This window comes from Actinosynnema sp. NPDC050801, from assembly GCF_040673975.1.
GTDB lineage: Bacteria > Actinomycetota > Actinomycetes > Mycobacteriales > Pseudonocardiaceae > Actinosynnema.
In genome coordinates, this window is the sequence record NZ_JBFAQZ010000023.1 from 1 (window position 1) to 16,592 (window position 16,592).

11 protein-coding genes are annotated in these 16,592 nt (G+C 69.7%); 6 read left to right on the forward strand and 5 right to left on the reverse strand.

Features of this window, described 5'->3' with window-relative positions; translation table 11 throughout:
- Positions 1-538: 538 nt before the first annotated feature.
- Entirely contained in the window at positions 539-1,765 is a 1,227-nt protein-coding gene (locus AB0K14_RS33965) for a cellulose binding domain-containing protein (protein WP_360466773.1), read from the forward strand.
- A 152-nt stretch (positions 1,766-1,917) separates the two neighbouring features.
- Complete coding sequence (locus tag AB0K14_RS33970; protein ID WP_364339848.1) at positions 1,918-2,751, forward strand: hypothetical protein; 834 nt, start codon at positions 1,918-1,920, stop codon at positions 2,749-2,751.
- A gap of 55 nt (positions 2,752-2,806) precedes the next feature.
- Here the strand turns inward: AB0K14_RS33970 and AB0K14_RS33975 are convergent, their stop codons facing one another.
- The 4 genes from AB0K14_RS33975 to AB0K14_RS33990 are packed head-to-tail and all read right to left on the reverse strand — an operon-like array spanning position 2,807 to position 6,942.
- Positions 2,807-3,862 (reverse strand): ABC transporter ATP-binding protein, encoded by a 1,056-nt coding sequence (locus AB0K14_RS33975; protein ID WP_360457544.1) that lies wholly within the window; start codon positions 3,860-3,862, stop codon positions 2,807-2,809.
- Positions 3,862-4,683 carry a carbohydrate ABC transporter permease gene (locus AB0K14_RS33980; RefSeq protein WP_360457547.1) on the reverse strand — a complete coding sequence of 274 codons (822 nt, stop codon included), beginning with the start codon at positions 4,681-4,683 and terminating at the stop codon, positions 3,862-3,864. The genes AB0K14_RS33975 and AB0K14_RS33980 overlap by 1 nt, the downstream gene beginning before the upstream one ends.
- Positions 4,680-5,564 carry a sugar ABC transporter permease gene (locus tag AB0K14_RS33985; protein WP_360457550.1) on the reverse strand — a complete coding sequence of 295 codons (885 nt, stop codon included), beginning with the start codon at positions 5,562-5,564 and terminating at the stop codon, positions 4,680-4,682. The genes AB0K14_RS33980 and AB0K14_RS33985 overlap by 4 nt, the downstream gene beginning before the upstream one ends.
- Entirely contained in the window at positions 5,551-6,942 is a 1,392-nt protein-coding gene (locus AB0K14_RS33990) for an extracellular solute-binding protein (protein WP_360457553.1), read from the reverse strand. Before AB0K14_RS33990 ends, AB0K14_RS33985 begins: the two co-directional genes overlap by 14 nt.
- 226 nt (positions 6,943-7,168) lie before the next feature.
- Here AB0K14_RS33990 and AB0K14_RS33995 point away from each other — a divergent pair, with 226 nt between their 5' ends.
- Positions 7,169-8,845 carry a ribonuclease J gene (locus tag AB0K14_RS33995; RefSeq protein ID WP_360457557.1) on the forward strand — a complete coding sequence of 559 codons (1,677 nt, stop codon included), beginning with the start codon at positions 7,169-7,171 and terminating at the stop codon, positions 8,843-8,845.
- Between the two features lie 98 nt (positions 8,846-8,943).
- On the opposite strand, the gene AB0K14_RS34000 is transcribed toward AB0K14_RS33995, so the two are convergent.
- Entirely contained in the window at positions 8,944-11,244 is a 2,301-nt protein-coding gene (locus AB0K14_RS34000; protein WP_360457560.1) for a CATRA conflict system CASPASE/TPR repeat-associated protein, read from the reverse strand.
- On the opposite strand from AB0K14_RS34000, the gene AB0K14_RS34005 reads away from it, so the two are divergent.
- The 3 genes from AB0K14_RS34005 to AB0K14_RS34015 all read left to right on the forward strand — a co-directional run bounded on the left by AB0K14_RS34005 (position 11,243) and on the right by AB0K14_RS34015 (position 16,589).
- A complete protein-coding gene (locus tag AB0K14_RS34005; protein WP_360457563.1) occupies positions 11,243-11,656 on the forward strand; it encodes a CATRA system-associated protein in 414 nt (137 codons plus the stop codon). The two genes, AB0K14_RS34000 and AB0K14_RS34005, sit on opposite strands and share 2 nt — an antisense overlap.
- Before the next feature lie 50 nt (positions 11,657-11,706).
- The gene (locus AB0K14_RS34010; RefSeq protein WP_360457566.1) at positions 11,707-15,474 is read left to right on the forward strand and encodes a CHAT domain-containing protein; all 3,768 of its coding nucleotides are present in this window, start codon (positions 11,707-11,709) and stop codon (positions 15,472-15,474) included.
- Between the two features lie 200 nt (positions 15,475-15,674).
- Complete coding sequence (locus AB0K14_RS34015; RefSeq protein WP_360457569.1) at positions 15,675-16,589, forward strand: alpha/beta hydrolase; 915 nt, start codon at positions 15,675-15,677, stop codon at positions 16,587-16,589.
- The last annotated feature ends 3 nt before the right edge of the window (positions 16,590-16,592 follow it).

Here is a 16,592-nt window from a genome sequence, read left to right on the forward strand (position 1 = left end):
CTTCGACGTCGAACGGGCTGATCACGGTGCACTCCCGTTGCGGATCGACCGGTCAAGGACCGCGACGACTGTAGCGGGCACACGTATCGAGACCCGATCGTTGACACTTCAGGTGGCCCTGGCCACACTGTGTGACACACCTTGGTTCTGCGGGGAGCCGGTGAGGCCGGCACCGGGCCGAGCTCGGCTTCCCGGTCGACGTACCGCCGGTCAGTCCGACCTGGCCCGTGGCGGGGCCCACTCACCTCTGCACGGCCGGGATGCCGGGAGCCGGCAACGCGCTTCGCCGCGCACACGGCCGCTGCGGCCGGCCGGCGACTTCCCGGCCGGCGACTTCGAGGTCTCTTCACACCACCGGTCCCAGGTCGAGCCAGGCCCGCACACACGTCTGTCCGCCGCGTTTCGGCAGGAGGTACATGCAGTGTTAGGAAGCAATGGCGCTCCCTTCACACCGGGGGGACCCGCACCCGGTCGGTCGAAGCGCCCCACCACAGGTCGGCTGTGGCAGCGCGGCGCCGCCGCGGCAGCGGCCGCGGTCATGTTCGGGACGCTGACGGTCGCGGCGGCGGTCAGCCCGGCGTCGGGCGCCGAGAACCCGTACCAGCGGGGACCCGACCCGACACCGGCCAGCGTCTCCGCCAATCGGGGCACCTTCGCCACCGCCCAGGTCGGCGTACCGGCCGGGAACGGCTTCGGCGGCGGGGTCATCTACCACCCCACCGACACCAGCCAGGGAACCTTCGGCGCGGTCGCCGTCGTGCCCGGGTACACGGCCACCTGGGCCGCCGAGGGCGCCTGGATGGGGCACTGGCTGGCGTCGTTCGGGTTCGTCGTCATCGGGATCGACACCAACAACCGCAACGACTTCGACACCGCCCGCGGCACCCAGCTGCTGGCCGCCCTGGACTACCTGACCCAGCGCAGCCCCGTGCGTGACCGGGTCGACGCGAGCCGGACGGCCGTCATGGGCCACTCCATGGGCGGCGGCGGGGCCATGCACGCGGCGCTCCAGCGCCCCTCGCTGAAGACAGCGGTCGGGCTCGCGCCGTTCAGCCCGTCGCAGAACCTGACGAACACGCGGGTCCCGACCATGCTCCTGGCCGGGCAGAACGACACGACGACCACCCCGGCCAGCATCCAGACCCTCTACAACGGGATCCCGGCCGCCGTCGAGAAGGCGTACCTGGAACTCGCCAACGCGGGCCACGGCTTCCCCACCTCGAACAACCCCACGATGATGCGCACCGTCATCCCGTGGATCAAGGTCTTCCTCGACAGCGACACCCGCTACACGCAGTTCCTGTGCCCGCTGGCGGACCGCAACGGCATCAGGACCTACCAGAGCACCTGCCCGCTGGTGCCCTCGGTGCCGACGACCACCACGACCACCACCACCACGACATCGACCACCACGTCGACCACCACGACATCGACCACGACGAGCACCACGACCACCACGCCGCAGCCCGGTGGAGCGTGCAGCGCCGCCTACCGCACCACCAACTCGTGGCCCGGCGGATACCAGGGCGAGGTCACGGTGCGAGCGGGCGACTCGGCGATCAACGGGTGGAACGTCCGGTGGGCGCTGGACAGCGGCCAGACGATCAGCCAGGTCTGGAACGGCACGCTCACCGTCGACGCGTCGACCGCATCGGTGCGCAACGCCGCGTACAACGGCTCGCTCGCGGCCACCGCGTCGACCACGTTCGGCTTCATCGGCGGCGGCTCACCGCCCACGTCGCCCCTCTCCTGCACCAGCCCGTGACGGTGCGGGGCGACGCCCGCGGAGGTACGACCGCTGCCGCGACGCCGGGGCTGAGCCTCCCGGCGAACGGGTGATACCCGGAGGTCTCGGGCGAGGCGGCTAACGGTGATCCCCCTCGGGTCGATTCCGCAATCGACCCGAGGGGGATCACCGTGACGACGACCGTCATCCCACGCACCACCGCCGGACCCCTGCGCTACTTACCGCTGCTGGTGCCCGGACTGCTGTTCCTCGTCGCGCTGGCCATCGCGCCGGTCTCGCCGGCGAAGGCCACCGACGGCCTGTACAAGATCACCACCACGCAGTTCTCGATCAGCCACCACGACATCGACTGCGTGAAGGACGCCGAGCAGGTGGCCACCTGCACCACGACCGTCGACGGGAAGGTGCTCGACGTCCGGCTGGACACCACCCCCGTCACGGAGTTGTCGTGCACGGCGACGTACGACTCGCTCGACACCGCCTGCACACGTGCGTTCGACTACGGCCCCGGTTCCCACCGGGTGCACCTGGACTCGCTGGTCGTCCCGGAGCCCGCTGCCCAGGAGATCCGCGACGCGTACCCGTGGTGGTCGTGGCTCTTCGACGGCCCGTGGTTCCTGTTCGCCCTCGGCCTGCTCGCGGCCATGACGATCGCGGCCGGCGCGCTGGCGTGGGTCTGGTCCCGCCACCCCCGCCCGGCCGCGAGGCACCGGGTGCTGAGAACGCTGGTGACGTTCGTCGTCTACTGGACCTTCTACCTGCCGGTCACGCTGGTCGTGGCGCCGTGGGAGGCGACGAAACTCACCTACCACCTCCTGCTCATACCGCACTCGGTCCTGTTCCCCGCCCTGCTCGCGCTCGTGTGGCAGCTCGCGGTCGGCGGGAAGGTCACCGGGGCGACCGGCCAACGGATCGGGCTCACCGCGGCGAGCGCCATCACGACCCTCGTGTGCGGCTCGATGATGATGTTGCTGCTCGCCGTGACGACCGGGATGCCCGACTGAGCGCGCGGCCGCGTCCACCAGCGCGCGGTCACGGTCGACAGCCTCGCCGGAGGAGTCAGCCGCCGAGCAGCCGGCCGTCGTCCGCGCCGTAGAACAGCAGCCTGCCGGGTGCGGCGTCGACGGTGAGGGACGTGCCGAGGGCCGGTTCCTCCTGCTCCGGCACGGTGAGGCTGATCAGCGTGCCGTCCGGGCAGTCGAGGGTCACCAGTGACGACACGCCCAGGTTCTCCACCGCGGCCACCCGGCCGGTGATGCCCTCACCGGCCGGCGCCAGGTACTCGGGCCGCACGCCCACCACGACGGGCGTGCCGTCGGCCAGTCCCGGCGGGCCGGGCAGCCTGGCCCCGGCGCACTCGACGCGACCGTCGCGGGCCTGCGCGTCGATCAGGTTCATCGGGGTCGAGCCGATGAAGTTCGCGACGAACGTGTCGACGGGCCGTTGGAACACCTCGCGCGGCGTGCCCAGCTGGCGGATCCGGCCTGCCTCCATCACCGCGATCCGGTCGGCCAGCGCCAACGCCTCGGCCTGGTCGTGCGTGACGAAGACGGTGGTGAGCGCCAGGTCGTGCTGCAACCGCTTGAGGAACGTCCTGGCCTCCAGCCGCAGCCGCGCGTCCAGGTTGGACAGCGGCTCGTCCAGCAGCAGCACGTCGGCGCCCGCGGCGACGGCACGCCCCAGTGCCGCGCGCTGCTGCTGACCGCCGGACAACTGCCCCGGCCTGCGGTCGAGCAGCGCGGACAGGCTCAGGCCCTCGGCCACCTCGGCGGCCGCTTCCCGTTGCCGGGTCTTGGGGGCGCGGCGCACGCGCAGCGGGTAGGCGATGTTCTCCGCCACCGTCATGTGCGGGAACAGCGCGTAGTCCTGGAACACCATCGCCACCCCGCGCCGGCCCGGTGGCAGGCGCGTCACGTCGCGCGACCCGATCGTGACGGCGCCCGCCGAGGGCAGCTCCAGGCCCGCGATCGTGCGCAGCAGCGTGGTCTTGCCACAGCCGGACGGGCCGAGCAGCGCGAACAGCTCGCCGTCCACCACGCGCAGGTCGAGCGCGTCCACCGCGCGTACCCCGTTCGGGTACACAGTGGACACGCCGGTGAGGTCGATGCCCGCCATCAGCTCTTGATGCCCCCGTGGAATCGGAACCCGTAACGCTTGTTGACGACCAGGTACAGCAGGACCACCGGGATGGAGTACAGCAGCGAGAACACCGGGATCACGGTCAGGTTGGCGCTGCCGCCCTCGTCCTGCAACGTCCGCATCAGCACCGCCGCGGGCTGCTTGCCGACGTCGCGCAGCAGCAGGAACGGCAACAGGAAGTTGCCCCACGCGTTGACGAACGACCACACCAGGATCATCGCCAACCCCGGTCTGGCGATCGGCAGCACCACGTGCCCGAGCACCTGGCGGGGTGAGGCGCCGAACACCCGTGCGGACTCCTCGTACGAGCGCGGCACGGAATCCATGAAGTCCTTGAGGATGAAGATGGCGGCGGGCAGCATGCCGCCCGCGATCACCAGGGCCGTGCCGAAGCGCGAGTCGATGAGCCCGAGCTGCAGCATCAGCACGAACAGCGGCACCATGGCCGCGGTGCCCGTGACCACGCTCGACAGCAGCAGCAGCACGTACAGCAGCACGTCCCGGCCGGGGATGCGCACGCGGGACAGCGCGTAGGCGGCCAGGGCGGCGAACGCCGTCGTCACCGAGGTCGCGACCAGGCACAGCACCAGCGAGTTGACCAGCGACCGCACCGCGTACGGGTGGCGGAGGGTGGCGGCCACGTTCGCCGACGTCCACTCCGGCCAGCGGAGGCCGAACCCCGGCCGCGCGTCGAACGGCGCGCCGGCCAGCCACAGCATCGGCACCGCGAAGAACCCCAGCACCACCGCGATCAGCACGTAGAAGCCGATCCGGCGCACCACCCACGCCGGTGTCACGCGCGCCTGCGCAACAGCCGCAGGTACACCAGCGCCACCGCCAGGTTCCCGACCAGCAGCAGCAACGACATCGCCGACGCGTACCCGAGCCGGCCGCTCTCCAACGCCTGCCGGTAGATCAGCACGGGCAGCACCTCCGATTCGTGGTTCGGGCCGCCCGCCGTGAGCAGGAACGGCGTGAAGTCGTTGGCCGTCCACAGGCTGATGAGCAGCGTGTTCGTCAGCACGTGCCCTCGGATGTGCGGGAACACCACGTCGCGCACGGTCTGCCAACCGCCGGCGCCGGCCAGCCGGGCGGTCTCCAGGTGCGACGGCGGCACGGCGGCCAGCGCGGAGGTGTACAGCAGCATCGAGAACGCCGTGCCCCGCCAGGTGTTGAACACGATCAGGCTCACCATCGGGTACTCGACCAGCCACGCCGTCGCCGGCCTGCCGAGGAGCAGGCCGAGCGTGCCGCCGTCCCGGCTCAGCACGGCGAACCACAGGTAGGCGACGACGGGACCGGGCAGGATCCACGCCAGCAGCACGAAGCCCTCGACGGTGCGCCGCAGCCCTGGCCGCACCCGGCGCAGGACCCAGGCGAGCGCGAAGCCGAGCACGTTCTGCCCGACGACCGCGGAGCCGAGCACGAACAGCGCGGTCAGCCACAGCGAGTTGGCGAACAGCGGGTCGGCCAGCGCGGTGGCGAAGTTGTCCAGGCCGACCACGCTCGGCTCGGCCGCGGCCGGTCCGGTCAGCTGGTAGTCGGTGATCCCGATGTAGAGCGTCCACAGCGCGGGGAACACCAGGAACAGGCCGATCAGCAGCAGCGCCGGCGCGACGAACCCGATCGCCCGCGTCGTGCCGAGCCCCGCCGGGTCGCGGCCGTCAGCCGCCCGCAACGGCGTCCTCGCCGACCGCCTCGACCAGCGCGTCGTGGTAGGACCGGGCGGCGTCGTCCGGGCTCCTGCCCGCCACCACGTCGGCGGTCGCCTGCTGCAACGCCGCCGACACCTTCGGGTAGTCCGCCAGGCCGGGCCGGTACCGGGTGATCGGCAGCACCCGCTCGGCGATGAAGCCCAGCATCGGGTCGCCCGCCAGCACCTCGTCGTTCACGTCGGTGCGCTGGGTGACCTGCGCGGCGCCCGCCAGCGCCGACTTGACCGCCTCGGCCGAGTTGAGGAACTCCATGAGCTCCCACGCCTGCCGCGGGTACCGCGTGTTCGGGTTGACCACCCGCACGCCGCCACCGGACGTGCTGACGAAGTCCTGCCCGCCGACACCGGCCCCCGGCACGCGTGCGGGGATCAGCGCCCACCCGACGGCCGTGTCCCGGTCGGCCATCCTGGCGACGCCGACGCGGGGCTCGACCACCGAGCGCCAGAAGTAGTCGCTCTCCAGCAGGATGCCGATCCTGTTCTCGGCGAACATCGCGAACGACCGGTCGCGGCCCTTCGCCTCCTGCTGGAGGATCGGGTCGCCGAGCCCGTCCCGGTAGACGCGCTGGTAGAGCGAGAGGACGTCCTTCACGCCCGCCGTGGCGCCCTGCCACTTGCCGTTCTCGTGCACGGTCGTGCCGGTGCCCAGCAACGCGGGCAGCACGCCCTGCATCGTGGTGGCCTCGCCCATCGCGGTGCCGGCGTTGAGCTGGAGCGGCGAGACGCCGGGCAGCGCCTTGAGCTTCGCGGCGGTGTCCAGGACGTCGTCCCAGCTGCGGGGTTGCCAGTCGGCGGGCAGGCCCACCTGCGCGAACAGCTTCTTGTTGTAGAACAGCACCCGGCCGTCGGTGCCCATCGGCACGCCGTAGCGCCTGCCGTCGAACTCGCCGAGGCCCTGCACGGCGTCCGGGATCTGCCGCCAGCCGTCCCACGCGTCGACCTCGTCCTTGCCGACGACGTCGTCCAGCGGCTTGACCTGGCCCGCCTGGGCGAACTCGCCGAGCCAGATGCCGTCCAACTCGACGATGTCACCGCCGCCGCCGGTCTTGAAGTCCAGCGCGACCTTCGTCTTGAAGTCCTCGTCGCCCGCGCCGTTCTGCTCGAAGCGGACGGTGGCGTTGACGCCCTTGGCCTTCTGCGCCTCGGTGAACCTCGGTATCACCCAGTTGGTGATCCAGTCCGCGCCGCGCGCGTTCTTCCCGCCCGCCACCGCGTTGGCCGTGATCGTCAACGTGACGTCCTTGGCGTCGGCGTTGCGCGCCGGATCCGCTCCCCGGGACTGGCCGAGGCACCCCGCGAGCAGGCCCGCCACCGACAGCAGGACGATCGTTGTCCGCCGCATCGCGCTCCCCCACCAGAGTGCACGCCACTTCGTCACCTCTCAACATGGCACCCCGGCCGGCCGATCGCAGCACCTCCGGTCGTCATCACCCGTTTGACGGCCCGCCGTCGTCGGGTGGGGGGCCGCCCGGAGGGCGAGGCAGGGGCCGGTGGTCGAGGTCGGCCGGTGCGACGCGGGGCGCCGATTTCGATTCCGTCACGCGCGCACGTAACGTGATGGTGTGACCATGGCTCGAACCTCCACCCCTCCACCAGCTCTCGCTCCCGACGCCCTGCGGGTCATCGCCCTGGGCGGGCTCGGTGAGATCGGCCGGAACATGACCGTGTTCGAGCACGAGGGCAAGCTGCTCGTGGTCGACTGCGGGGTGCTGTTCCCCGAGGAGCACCAGCCGGGCGTGGACGTGATCCTGCCGGACTGGAGCTGCTTGCGCGACCGGCTGTCGGACGTGGTCGCGGTCGTGCTGACCCACGGCCACGAGGACCACATCGGCGGGGTGCCCTACCTGCTGCGCGAACGGGCCGACATCCCCATCATCGGCTCGCGCCTGACCCTGAGCCTGCTCGCCGCCAAGCTCGTCGAGCACCGCATCACGCCCGTCACGGTGGAGGTCAAGGAGGGGCAGCGGCTCGCGCGCGGCCCGTTCGACCTGGAGTTCCTGGCGGTCAACCACTCCATTCCCGACGGTCTCGCCATCGCCATCCGCACCGACGCCGGCCTCGTGCTGCACACCGGCGACTTCAAGATGGACCAGTTCCCGTTGGACGGTCGGATCACCGACCTGCGTGGTTTCGCCCGCCTCGGCGAGGAGGGCGTCGACCTGTTCCTGGTCGACTCCACCAACGCCGACGTGCCCGGTTTCACCACCGCCGAACGCGACCTGGCCCCCGCCATCGACGAGGTGTTCCGCACCACGCCGCGCCGGGTCATCGTGTCCAGCTTCGCCAGCCACGTGCACCGCATCCAGCAGGTCCTCGACGCCGCCCACGCCCACGGCCGCAAGGTCGCCTTCGTCGGCCGTTCCATGGTCCGCAACATGAGCGTGGCCACCGAGCTCGGCTACCTCAAGGTGCCCGACGGGCTGGTCGTGGACATCAAGCGGATGGACCGGCTGCCACCCCACCAGGTGACCCTCGTCTGCACCGGCTCCCAGGGTGAGCCGATGGCGGCGCTGTCGCGCATGGCGAGCGGCGACCACTCGATCCAGGTCGAGGAGGGCGACACCGTCCTGCTGGCCAGCTCGCTGATCCCCGGCAACGAGAACGCCATCTACCGGGTCATCAACGGCCTGACCGACCGCGGCGCGAACGTGGTGCACAAGGGCAACGCCAAGGTCCACGTCTCCGGCCACGCCAGCGCCGGCGAGCTCGTCTACTGCTACAACATCGTGCAGCCGGCCAACGTGCTGCCCGTGCACGGGGAGGCCCGGCACCTGCGCGCCAACGCCGAGCTCGCCATCAAGACCGGCGTGGACCGCGAACGGGTGCCCATCGCCGCGAACGGGCACGTCGTCGACCTCCACGAAGGACGGGCCCGCGTCACCGGCAAGGTCGAGGTCCACAACGTCTACGTCGACGGGCAGACCGTCGGCGGGGTCACCGAGGCCTCGCTGGCCCAGCGCCGCACCCTCGGTGAGGAGGGCGTCATCACCGTCGTCACGATCGTCGACATCGACTCGCGCCGGCTCGCCGAGCCCCCGGACTTCATCGCCCACGGCTTCGAGCACGACGCCTCGACCTTCGCCCCGGCCATCCCCGCGATCGAGAAGGCCCTGGCCGGCGCGAACGAGCGGGGTGTCACCGACTTCGAGGAACTGGAACGGCTGCTCGCGCGCGAGGTGCAGAACTGGGCGTACCGGACGCACCGCCGTCGTCCCGTGGTCATCCCCGTGGTCATCGAGGCCTGAGACCCCCGGAGCCCTCTCACCGCACGGCCGCTTCCGGCACATCCGCGCGTGTCGGCGGCCGGTGGGAGGACTCCGCACCACGGGAATCAGACCGGGGGTCAACCGGTCTCGCCAGGGTTCGACCTGCCATTTCGGTGGTCGGACACCACGGCGAGCAGTCGTTCCGCCGCTTGGAGCCAGGTGCGTTTCAACGCCATGGTCCCGCGCACCGCTCCGGCCGCGCGAAAGGCAGCCGGCCTGTCCAGCAGGGCCCCGGCGATCCGGTTGCCCCACAGTTCGGCGTCCCGGTAGAGCTTGTTGGCGAGCGGCAACACGACCCGGTTCGCCAGGTCTTCGGGGAGTTGGGTCTCCAGCAGAGCGCCTACTCCACTGCGATCACTGACCAACAGTGGGGTGCCCGCCACGATTGCCTCATGACCGACCAGTCCGAAACCTTCCACCCTCGACGGCATGAGCACCAGGGACGCACGACGCAAGTCGCGATCGATCTCCTGGCGGTCGGCCGAGTAGTTCCGGACGGTGACCTCGACCGACGGATGATCGATCCACTGAAGGGCCTTGGTGCGAAGGGCTGCCGCCTGACCCTCCGGCGCACCTCGGATGAGCAACTCCCACCTGGTGCGCGCCGGGCTCAGGCGCATGGCGGTCCCGATCGCACGCGCGGCGATATCGATCCCCTTGATGTCGGCGTCCTCCGCTCTGCCGAGCAACAAGATCTGGGGCACGCCGGACGGGGCCGTCCGATCGGTGACATCCGTTACGTCGAAGCCCGGATCAAGACGCACCGGTCGAGGTGCGCCGCGGAGTTCGAGTTCCCGACCGATCCACTCGTCCAGACGCGGTCCGACTGGCACCGCGCGGGTGGCAAGCGCGGCCAGCTCCAGTTCGATCTTCGACCGCCGTTCCGCCTCGACTCCGGCGTCGTTCTCCCTGTCCAGCTTGTACCACTCGACCTGGTCGGGGTACACGTGCACCACGTGCAGGTACGCCGCAGCCCGGTAGAACTCCGCGCTCAGGGCGCGGGCCACGTGGCCGGTCACCCGACCGTGGCCGATCACCGCGTCCACGACGACTCCGTCGGGCAGGCGTGGCCTGCGCAGGAGCGACTCGCGGTCGGACAGACCCGGTACTCGAACGGCGTCGACGAGTTCGACCCCGATCAGACGGGCATCCGCGCGTTCCTCCGGTGAGGATTTCGGTACCAGGCAGTACACCCGGGCGTGTGCCGCGACCAATGCGGCACACAGCCAGCGGTTCAACGTGCTGATCCCGCCGTGCTGGGCGAACCACTCGTCGGCGACGGCGAGCACCGTGATCTGCTCGGCCGGTGCGGAGGTGGCAGTCGGAGGCAGGCTCTGCCCCTGCCCGTGCCCGTCCGGGAGATCGCCTTGGAGTTCCTTGACGCGTCTCATGTCCTGTTCATATCCGTCCAGGTAGTCGGCATCGTCGCCGAGTTGGTTCGCGAACCAGGTGGCCAACGCCTCGTCCCTGGTGAATGCGGTGTGTCCTCGACTGCTCGGCAGCTCGCCGCCCAGCGCGGTGCGCGCGTTCTGCCAACTGATCACCACCGACTTGCGCATGATTCTCAAGAATGACGATGTCTTGATCAGCGCGACGAGCGTCGCGGCAGGTACCGCAGAGGCGGCGTCGTACTCCGAGAGCACGGCCTCCGCTCGTCGACAGAGTTCGGCCGTGTCCGGGTAATTCCTGCGAACCCGCAGTTGATCGCGAATCTTCGCCACGTGCATCAGGTAGCGGGCGAATGGTGGCAGATGCGCGGCACCGGCATCAGACCACGTCCAGGAGCTCAGGAACGGCCGGCGTGCCGGTTCGGCCAACACCATGAACCGGCGTACGGCCCGACTGTCGGTGGTCGAACCGGTCTCCCACAGTGCCAATCCCGGGCCTGCGGCGACGCCCTCGTGCCACCAGCCCGGTGTGAGGTCCGCGCGGGGCAGGAGCGCGCTGAGGTCCGCACGGGATCTGCTTTCCTCCACTACCTCGCCGCTTATACCCAAGTAAAGCCGCACGCTTCCCATCAATGGCTCGTGGAAATCGTCGGATAGCGCTTCCACCAGACCGTCGAAATCCCGCCACGAATGACCCGGTCTCTCTGCCAACAGGACCGACAGGTTGAGGACCTCGTGCTCCCGCCGCACCAGCGCCTGCACGTTGCGCTCGTGATCTTGCCGTGCCCCGAGCAGTGCCGAACCGACAGTGGACGGCAGAAGCCTCAGATCGGGAAGTTCCACGGGCAGTCCGGTCGACCGGATCGGCTCGTCGGCCCCGAGCAGCCGACCACACCGCGCCCACATCGCTCGCAAGGTGGTCTCCTGCGCGTCGCCAACGGCGTAGAAGTGCGCGACCAGTTCCTGCTCGGCCACCACCGGACCGGTCATGCCGCGTTCGCCCCCTCCGGCCGTAACCGCAGCTACGATTCCTCGTGTGGCGTCCCATTATGATCGAATCGGCTCGTGGCTGGACGCGGAACCCCGGCGCACCGCCGGTAACGTCCTGGTGTCCCTGTCGGAATCAAGCAGGTCAGCGAATGAGTGGGCGGCGATCGGTGACGCGGTAGCCGCTCTGGAGACCGCCCTCGGATCGGGTGACGCGAAAGCGGTGGTGTCCGCTACGGCGCGCCTTGAACTCATGACTGACCACCGGGTCGACCGCGTCGACCCCAAGAAGGAGCAGCAGGCGCCACCGCCGCTGGTGGACCGAATGGTCCATCTGCAGCGCCGACTGGATGTCGATCTCACTCGGCTCACGACAGCTGATGAAGCCGATCAACGATCTGACCGGACGAAGTGAACGCTGCCGGCCGCCTGCGGTTATGGGCGGCGTTGCGGCAGGTGCGCGCAGTGGAGACGGGGCGACCGGCCGACACACCGGAACGGGTGATCAGATGGCTACGCCGCGCCCTCACTGACGCCCCGCAGGCCGAGGACCGGTTGTCGATCTTGACAGGGCTGGCGATCTTGCACACGGACGCCGCCGAGCGCGAAGGTGACGTCGCTGATCTCTGGGAGGCGGTGAGGTGGTCGACCGAGGCAGCCGACGTGGTCCCCGCCGACCATCGGCACGCCGCGATCACCCACTTGAGGCTGAGTTCCGCCTACGGCAACCTGCTGGCGGTTCTCGGCAGCCGGGACGCTGCGATCGGTGCGGCTGATGCGGCGCGGCGCGCGTACCGCCTGATACGGGATGACGATGCCCACCGCGTCGACCTGCTCGACGCGGTGATGGTCCAACTGACCGAAGCCGGTGCGCACTTGCACCGGGAAGATCTGCTCGACGAAGCGATCGAGGTGGGACTGTCCGCGATCACCGCCGGTGGCACGGGTCTGTACAACCTCGGCACCGCGTACCGCCTGCGCTTCGAAGTCGCCGGTGACGTCGGCGACCTGGTCGACGCCGAGCGGTTTCTCACCGGAGCAGTGGAGCTGGACGAGCCCCACGGACGGGCCACCGCCGCGCAGTTTTCCGAGTTGGCCCACGTACTCGGATTGCGTCACAAGGTCGGCGGTTCGGCGGACTACGCGCTTCGGGCCGCAGAGGCGTGGCGCAGGTCGCTGGAACTGGGTGAACCGGGCGACGGCGAAGACCGCGCACGTCGGGCCTCGTTCGCGGGTGCGCTGGTCGACCTGTGGAGGGTCGACCCGTCGAGCGATGTGACCGAGGCGCTCACCCAGGTGCGGATGTCGATGCTTCCCGGAGACGACGAACCCGACTACGCCACCTGTTACACGGCGGCCGCTGCCTTGACCGACTGGGCCGAGTACCGGCAGGACACCACCCTGTTGGAAGAAGCAGAGGCCGCCGCGCGAGCCGCAGTCGCCGCGAGCGGTGACGAGGCTGAGTCCGCGGACGCGCACGACCTCCTCGCCCGGGTGCTGCAGGGCCGCTTCGGCCTGGGTGGCGACGTCTCCTTGCTGGACGAAGCGATAGCGCTGGGCACCTTGGCCGCCGAGTCGTCCGAGGGCGCTCAGGACGACCACGCCGGGAGGCTGGGCAACCTCGGGATCTCGTTGCTCGACCGATTCCTGGCCCTGTCCGATCCGCAGGACCTCGATCTCGCGGTCGACGCAGACCGCAGGGCGGTCGCGGCCCTGCCTGACGGGCACCACGACTTCGCACGCTATCGGAACAACCTCGGCGTCGCGCTCTGTCATCGATTCCAGTTGACCGGCAATCCTCGCGACCTTGAGGAGGCCGTGCGGTTCGGACGTGAAGCGCTCGCAGGGGACGAGACTGGCCCTGATCGCGCGCAGCACCTGAGTAACCTGGGCAATGCCCTCTACCACCGGCATGCGCGCTTCGGTAACCTCGACGACCTCGACGAGGACGTCGACCTGCTGCGCGAGGCCATCCGGTGCGTGCGGGCCGGGCACCCGTTCTTTCCCGGCCTGCTGTCCAACCTCGCCACTGCCCTGAGGCTGCGGTACAGCCGTCTCGACACTGCCGACGACCTGGAGGAGGCGGTCGCGGCACTGCGCGACGCGTTGGCTGAAGACCTGCGGACGCGTGACCGGCGCACCATCGTGGACGCATACGCGACAGCCCTGCACACCATGGGTGAATCGACCGGAGATCGGCTGTGGCACCGGCAGGCAGTCGAGCAGTTGTCGTCGGTCGTGGTCCTGGAGCAGGACCGGGACCCCGACCTACCGCGGCGGTTGAGCAATCTGCTGTCCATGCTCTCCGGCGGGACCGAGGTCGACCCGGCCACCGTGGACGCGACCATCACAGCGGGCGAGCTGGTCGTCTCGACGCTGCCCGGTGACCACCCGCACCTCTCGGGCCTGCTCACGAACCTCGCACACGCCTTGCGCGGGCGTGGCGGTGCCGGTGACCTCGACCGCGCCGTCCACCACGCGGAGTCCGCGCTTCAGCACTCACCCGAAGTCCACCCGGACCGCGCCGAGAACCTGGTCAACCTGGCGGCATTCCTGCACAGCAGGTTCCGCCGGCTCGGCCATCCGCATGACCTGAGCCGCGCGGTGTCTTCGTTGCGGGAAGCCGCCACCTCGGATCCCTCGGCCCCTGACGTGCGCCTGCGCGCGGCGTCCTCGTGGGCGTCGCTGGAGGTCGAGCGAGGTGACACGATCACGGCGGCCTCGGCGATGGGACTCGCTGTCGAAGCGCTGCCCCTGGTGTCGCCGCAACGGCTCAACCGCACTGACGCGCAGCGCCGGTTGGCGGACTTGGCCGGTCTGGCTCCTGACGCCGCCGCGCTGTGCTTGGAAAACGCACAAGTGGAACGTGCTGTGGCCCTGTTGGAACTGGGACGCGGCGTGCTGCTCAACAGGACGCTGCACATCCGCGACGACACGGCCGCTCTCCGGGGCGCCGACGACCACCTCGCCGCGGCGTTCGAGCGCCTGCGCGACCAGTTGGACCACCTGGACTTACAAGACGCGATATCGGTCGACGTACACCCTCTTCCCGAACGTTCCGTCGACGCGCGGGCGCGCTCGGCGGCCGGACGGCACCGCGAACACCGCAGGACTATCGTCCGGGAGTTCACCGAGGTGGTCGAGCGAATCCGTGCCCTGCCCGGTCACGCCGGGTTCCTGCGGCCGCCGCCGTTCGCCGAGCTGCTGGAGGCAGCGGCCGACGGCCCGGTCGCCGTGATCAACGTGAGCCGGTGGCGATCGGATGCGATCGTGCTGACCATTGACGGCGCCCGCGTCGTCAGACTGGACAACCTGGTCGCCGACGAGATGCGGCAGCGTGCCGCGCGATTCCACCACGACGTGGTGGAGGCAGGCGACTACACGACCACAGCCGCTGAGCGAGAAGCGGCCGAAGAACGGGTGGCGACCGCGCTCGACTGGTTGTGGCGGGTGGTGACCAAGCCGGTACTGGATGCCCTACCGGAGGACACCGAGGTGGTCTGGTGGGTGCCGACCGGGGCGGCAGCTCTGCTGCCTCTGCACGCAGCGACCGCCGCCGACGGCAGCGGCTCGGTCCTGGACCGCATCACCTCGTCGTACGCGCCGACCGTCACCGCACTGCGCCACGCCCGGCGCCGGCTGACGAGCCACAGGACTGCGGCACCGGTCGTCGTGATCTCCACCCACACGGACGAGCGGACCAGGGTGCTGCGCTCCGCAATCGACGAGGCGCACGACGTGGCGGTCGGATACGGGGTGAAGGTGCTCGACGCCGCGGTCCTCGACAAACCGTTCCTCGTGCAGCGCATCGGCACCGCCTCCGACCTGCATGTCGCATTGCACGCCATCTCCGACGCGACCGACCCGTCACGCAGCAGACTGCGCCTCGGGACGCACAGCCTCTCGATGTCCGAGATAGCCGCGCTCCGAGTGGAGGGGGCGGGACTCGCCTACCTGTCCGCCTGCGAAACCACCCTGACCACCGTCGCGCTGGCGGACGAGGCCATCCACCTGACGGCGGCGTTCCAGTTGGCAGGCTTCCCGCACGTCGTCGGGACGTTGTGGCGAATCCCGGATGCCGTCGCGGCACATGCGTCGCGCAGGTTCTACTCGGTGCTCCGCCAGTCCGGGCGCACGACGGTGTCCGCCGCGCACGAGGCTGCTCTGTACCTGCGCGAGCGCTACCGCGAGTCCCCTGCGACCTGGGCGGCCTACCACCATGCGGGTGCTTGACCCACACGGCCCAGCCCGCCCGTCCTCGCGCTATGCGAATTTACCTCGGCTATGGAACAGATCCACAGCCGGAGCCGACACGAATGGGCACAACAAGGGTTCACCCGTTCGACCGACATCGACATGCCATCTTGACCGAAGTACACTGCGACAATAGCTCGCACGGCGCCTTCGCGAAGCAGTGGCGGAAAGGACGTAAGATGTCCACTCGACCGCTCTACTGTCCGCGCGGTTTGGTGGATGACCCGAAGGCGTTCGGCCTTCGCGACGGCTGGTTCGATTCCGATTTCGGATCGTTGCGCTACTTCACGAGCGACCGCCGGACCAGTGACGTCGCCACGCTGTTCCTGCACGGTGTAGGCGCGAGGTGGACCACGTGGACCCCCTTGCTGCGCAGCGCGCAGGAGCGCGATCACCTGGAATCCGACGTGGTCCTGGTGGACCTCCCGGGATTCGGCGAGTCCGAGAACCGACTGTCGCACCTCGATGCCGGCGTGGTGGCACGCACACTGCGATCGCTGGTGCAGGGACTGGGCTACAGCCGGTTGAGGCTGGTCGGCCACTCCATGGGAGGGTTCCTCGCACTGGACATGGCCACCACCATCCCGGAGATCACCTCCTCCGTCCACATCGTGGCCGGCGCCTACTTCTCGGTACTGAGGGCCGTGCAGTCGCCGATGGCCGCGATGTTCACGTCCCCGTCAGCCGCCGTCCTGTTCTGGGGGCAGTACGCGCTTTCCCTGTCTCACCGCTCCCCCGCACTTCTGCGCGAACTGGAACGAATCGGCATCCTGAAGCACATGCTCCGCGGGTTGGTCGCACACCCGAACGAGATGCCACGCGACGTCTTCATCGCCTTGGCGGATGACGCCAGGGGGGCTTCGTTCCGCTACGCCGCCTCCAACGGGGTGGACTACGACGCCGCGATCAAGTGGGGACACATCACGGCGCCCGTCATCGCAGTTTTCGGTGCCGATGACAAATTGGTTCCCGTCAGGGACATGGAGAGGCTCAAGGACGTCCTGCCGTCCGCGCAGGTCAGCCTCGTGCCGGACGCCTCGCACTTCCTGCACATCGAGAGGCCTGGCGAAGTCCTTCACGCGCTGGCACTATAAAGC

What these genes read in the sequence shown, in the direction of transcription:
- AB0K14_RS33990 (WP_360457553.1), bottom strand. Translation starts at nt 6,942, where the DNA reads ATGCGGCGGACAACGATCGTCCTGCTGTCGGTGGCGGGCCTGCTCGCG.
- AB0K14_RS33995 (WP_360457557.1), top strand. Translation starts at nt 7,169, where the DNA reads ATGGCTCGAACCTCCACCCCTCCACCAGCTCTCGCTCCCGACGCCCTG.
- AB0K14_RS34005 (WP_360457563.1), top strand. Translation starts at nt 11,243, where the DNA reads ATGCCGCGTTCGCCCCCTCCGGCCGTAACCGCAGCTACGATTCCTCGT.
- AB0K14_RS34000 (WP_360457560.1), bottom strand. Translation starts at nt 11,244, where the DNA reads ATGACCGGTCCGGTGGTGGCCGAGCAGGAACTGGTCGCGCACTTCTAC.
- AB0K14_RS33965 (WP_360466773.1), top strand. Translation starts at nt 539, where the DNA reads ATGTTCGGGACGCTGACGGTCGCGGCGGCGGTCAGCCCGGCGTCGGGC.
- AB0K14_RS34015 (WP_360457569.1), top strand. Translation starts at nt 15,675, where the DNA reads ATGTCCACTCGACCGCTCTACTGTCCGCGCGGTTTGGTGGATGACCCG.
- AB0K14_RS33975 (WP_360457544.1), bottom strand. Translation starts at nt 3,862, where the DNA reads ATGGCGGGCATCGACCTCACCGGCGTGTCCACTGTGTACCCGAACGGG.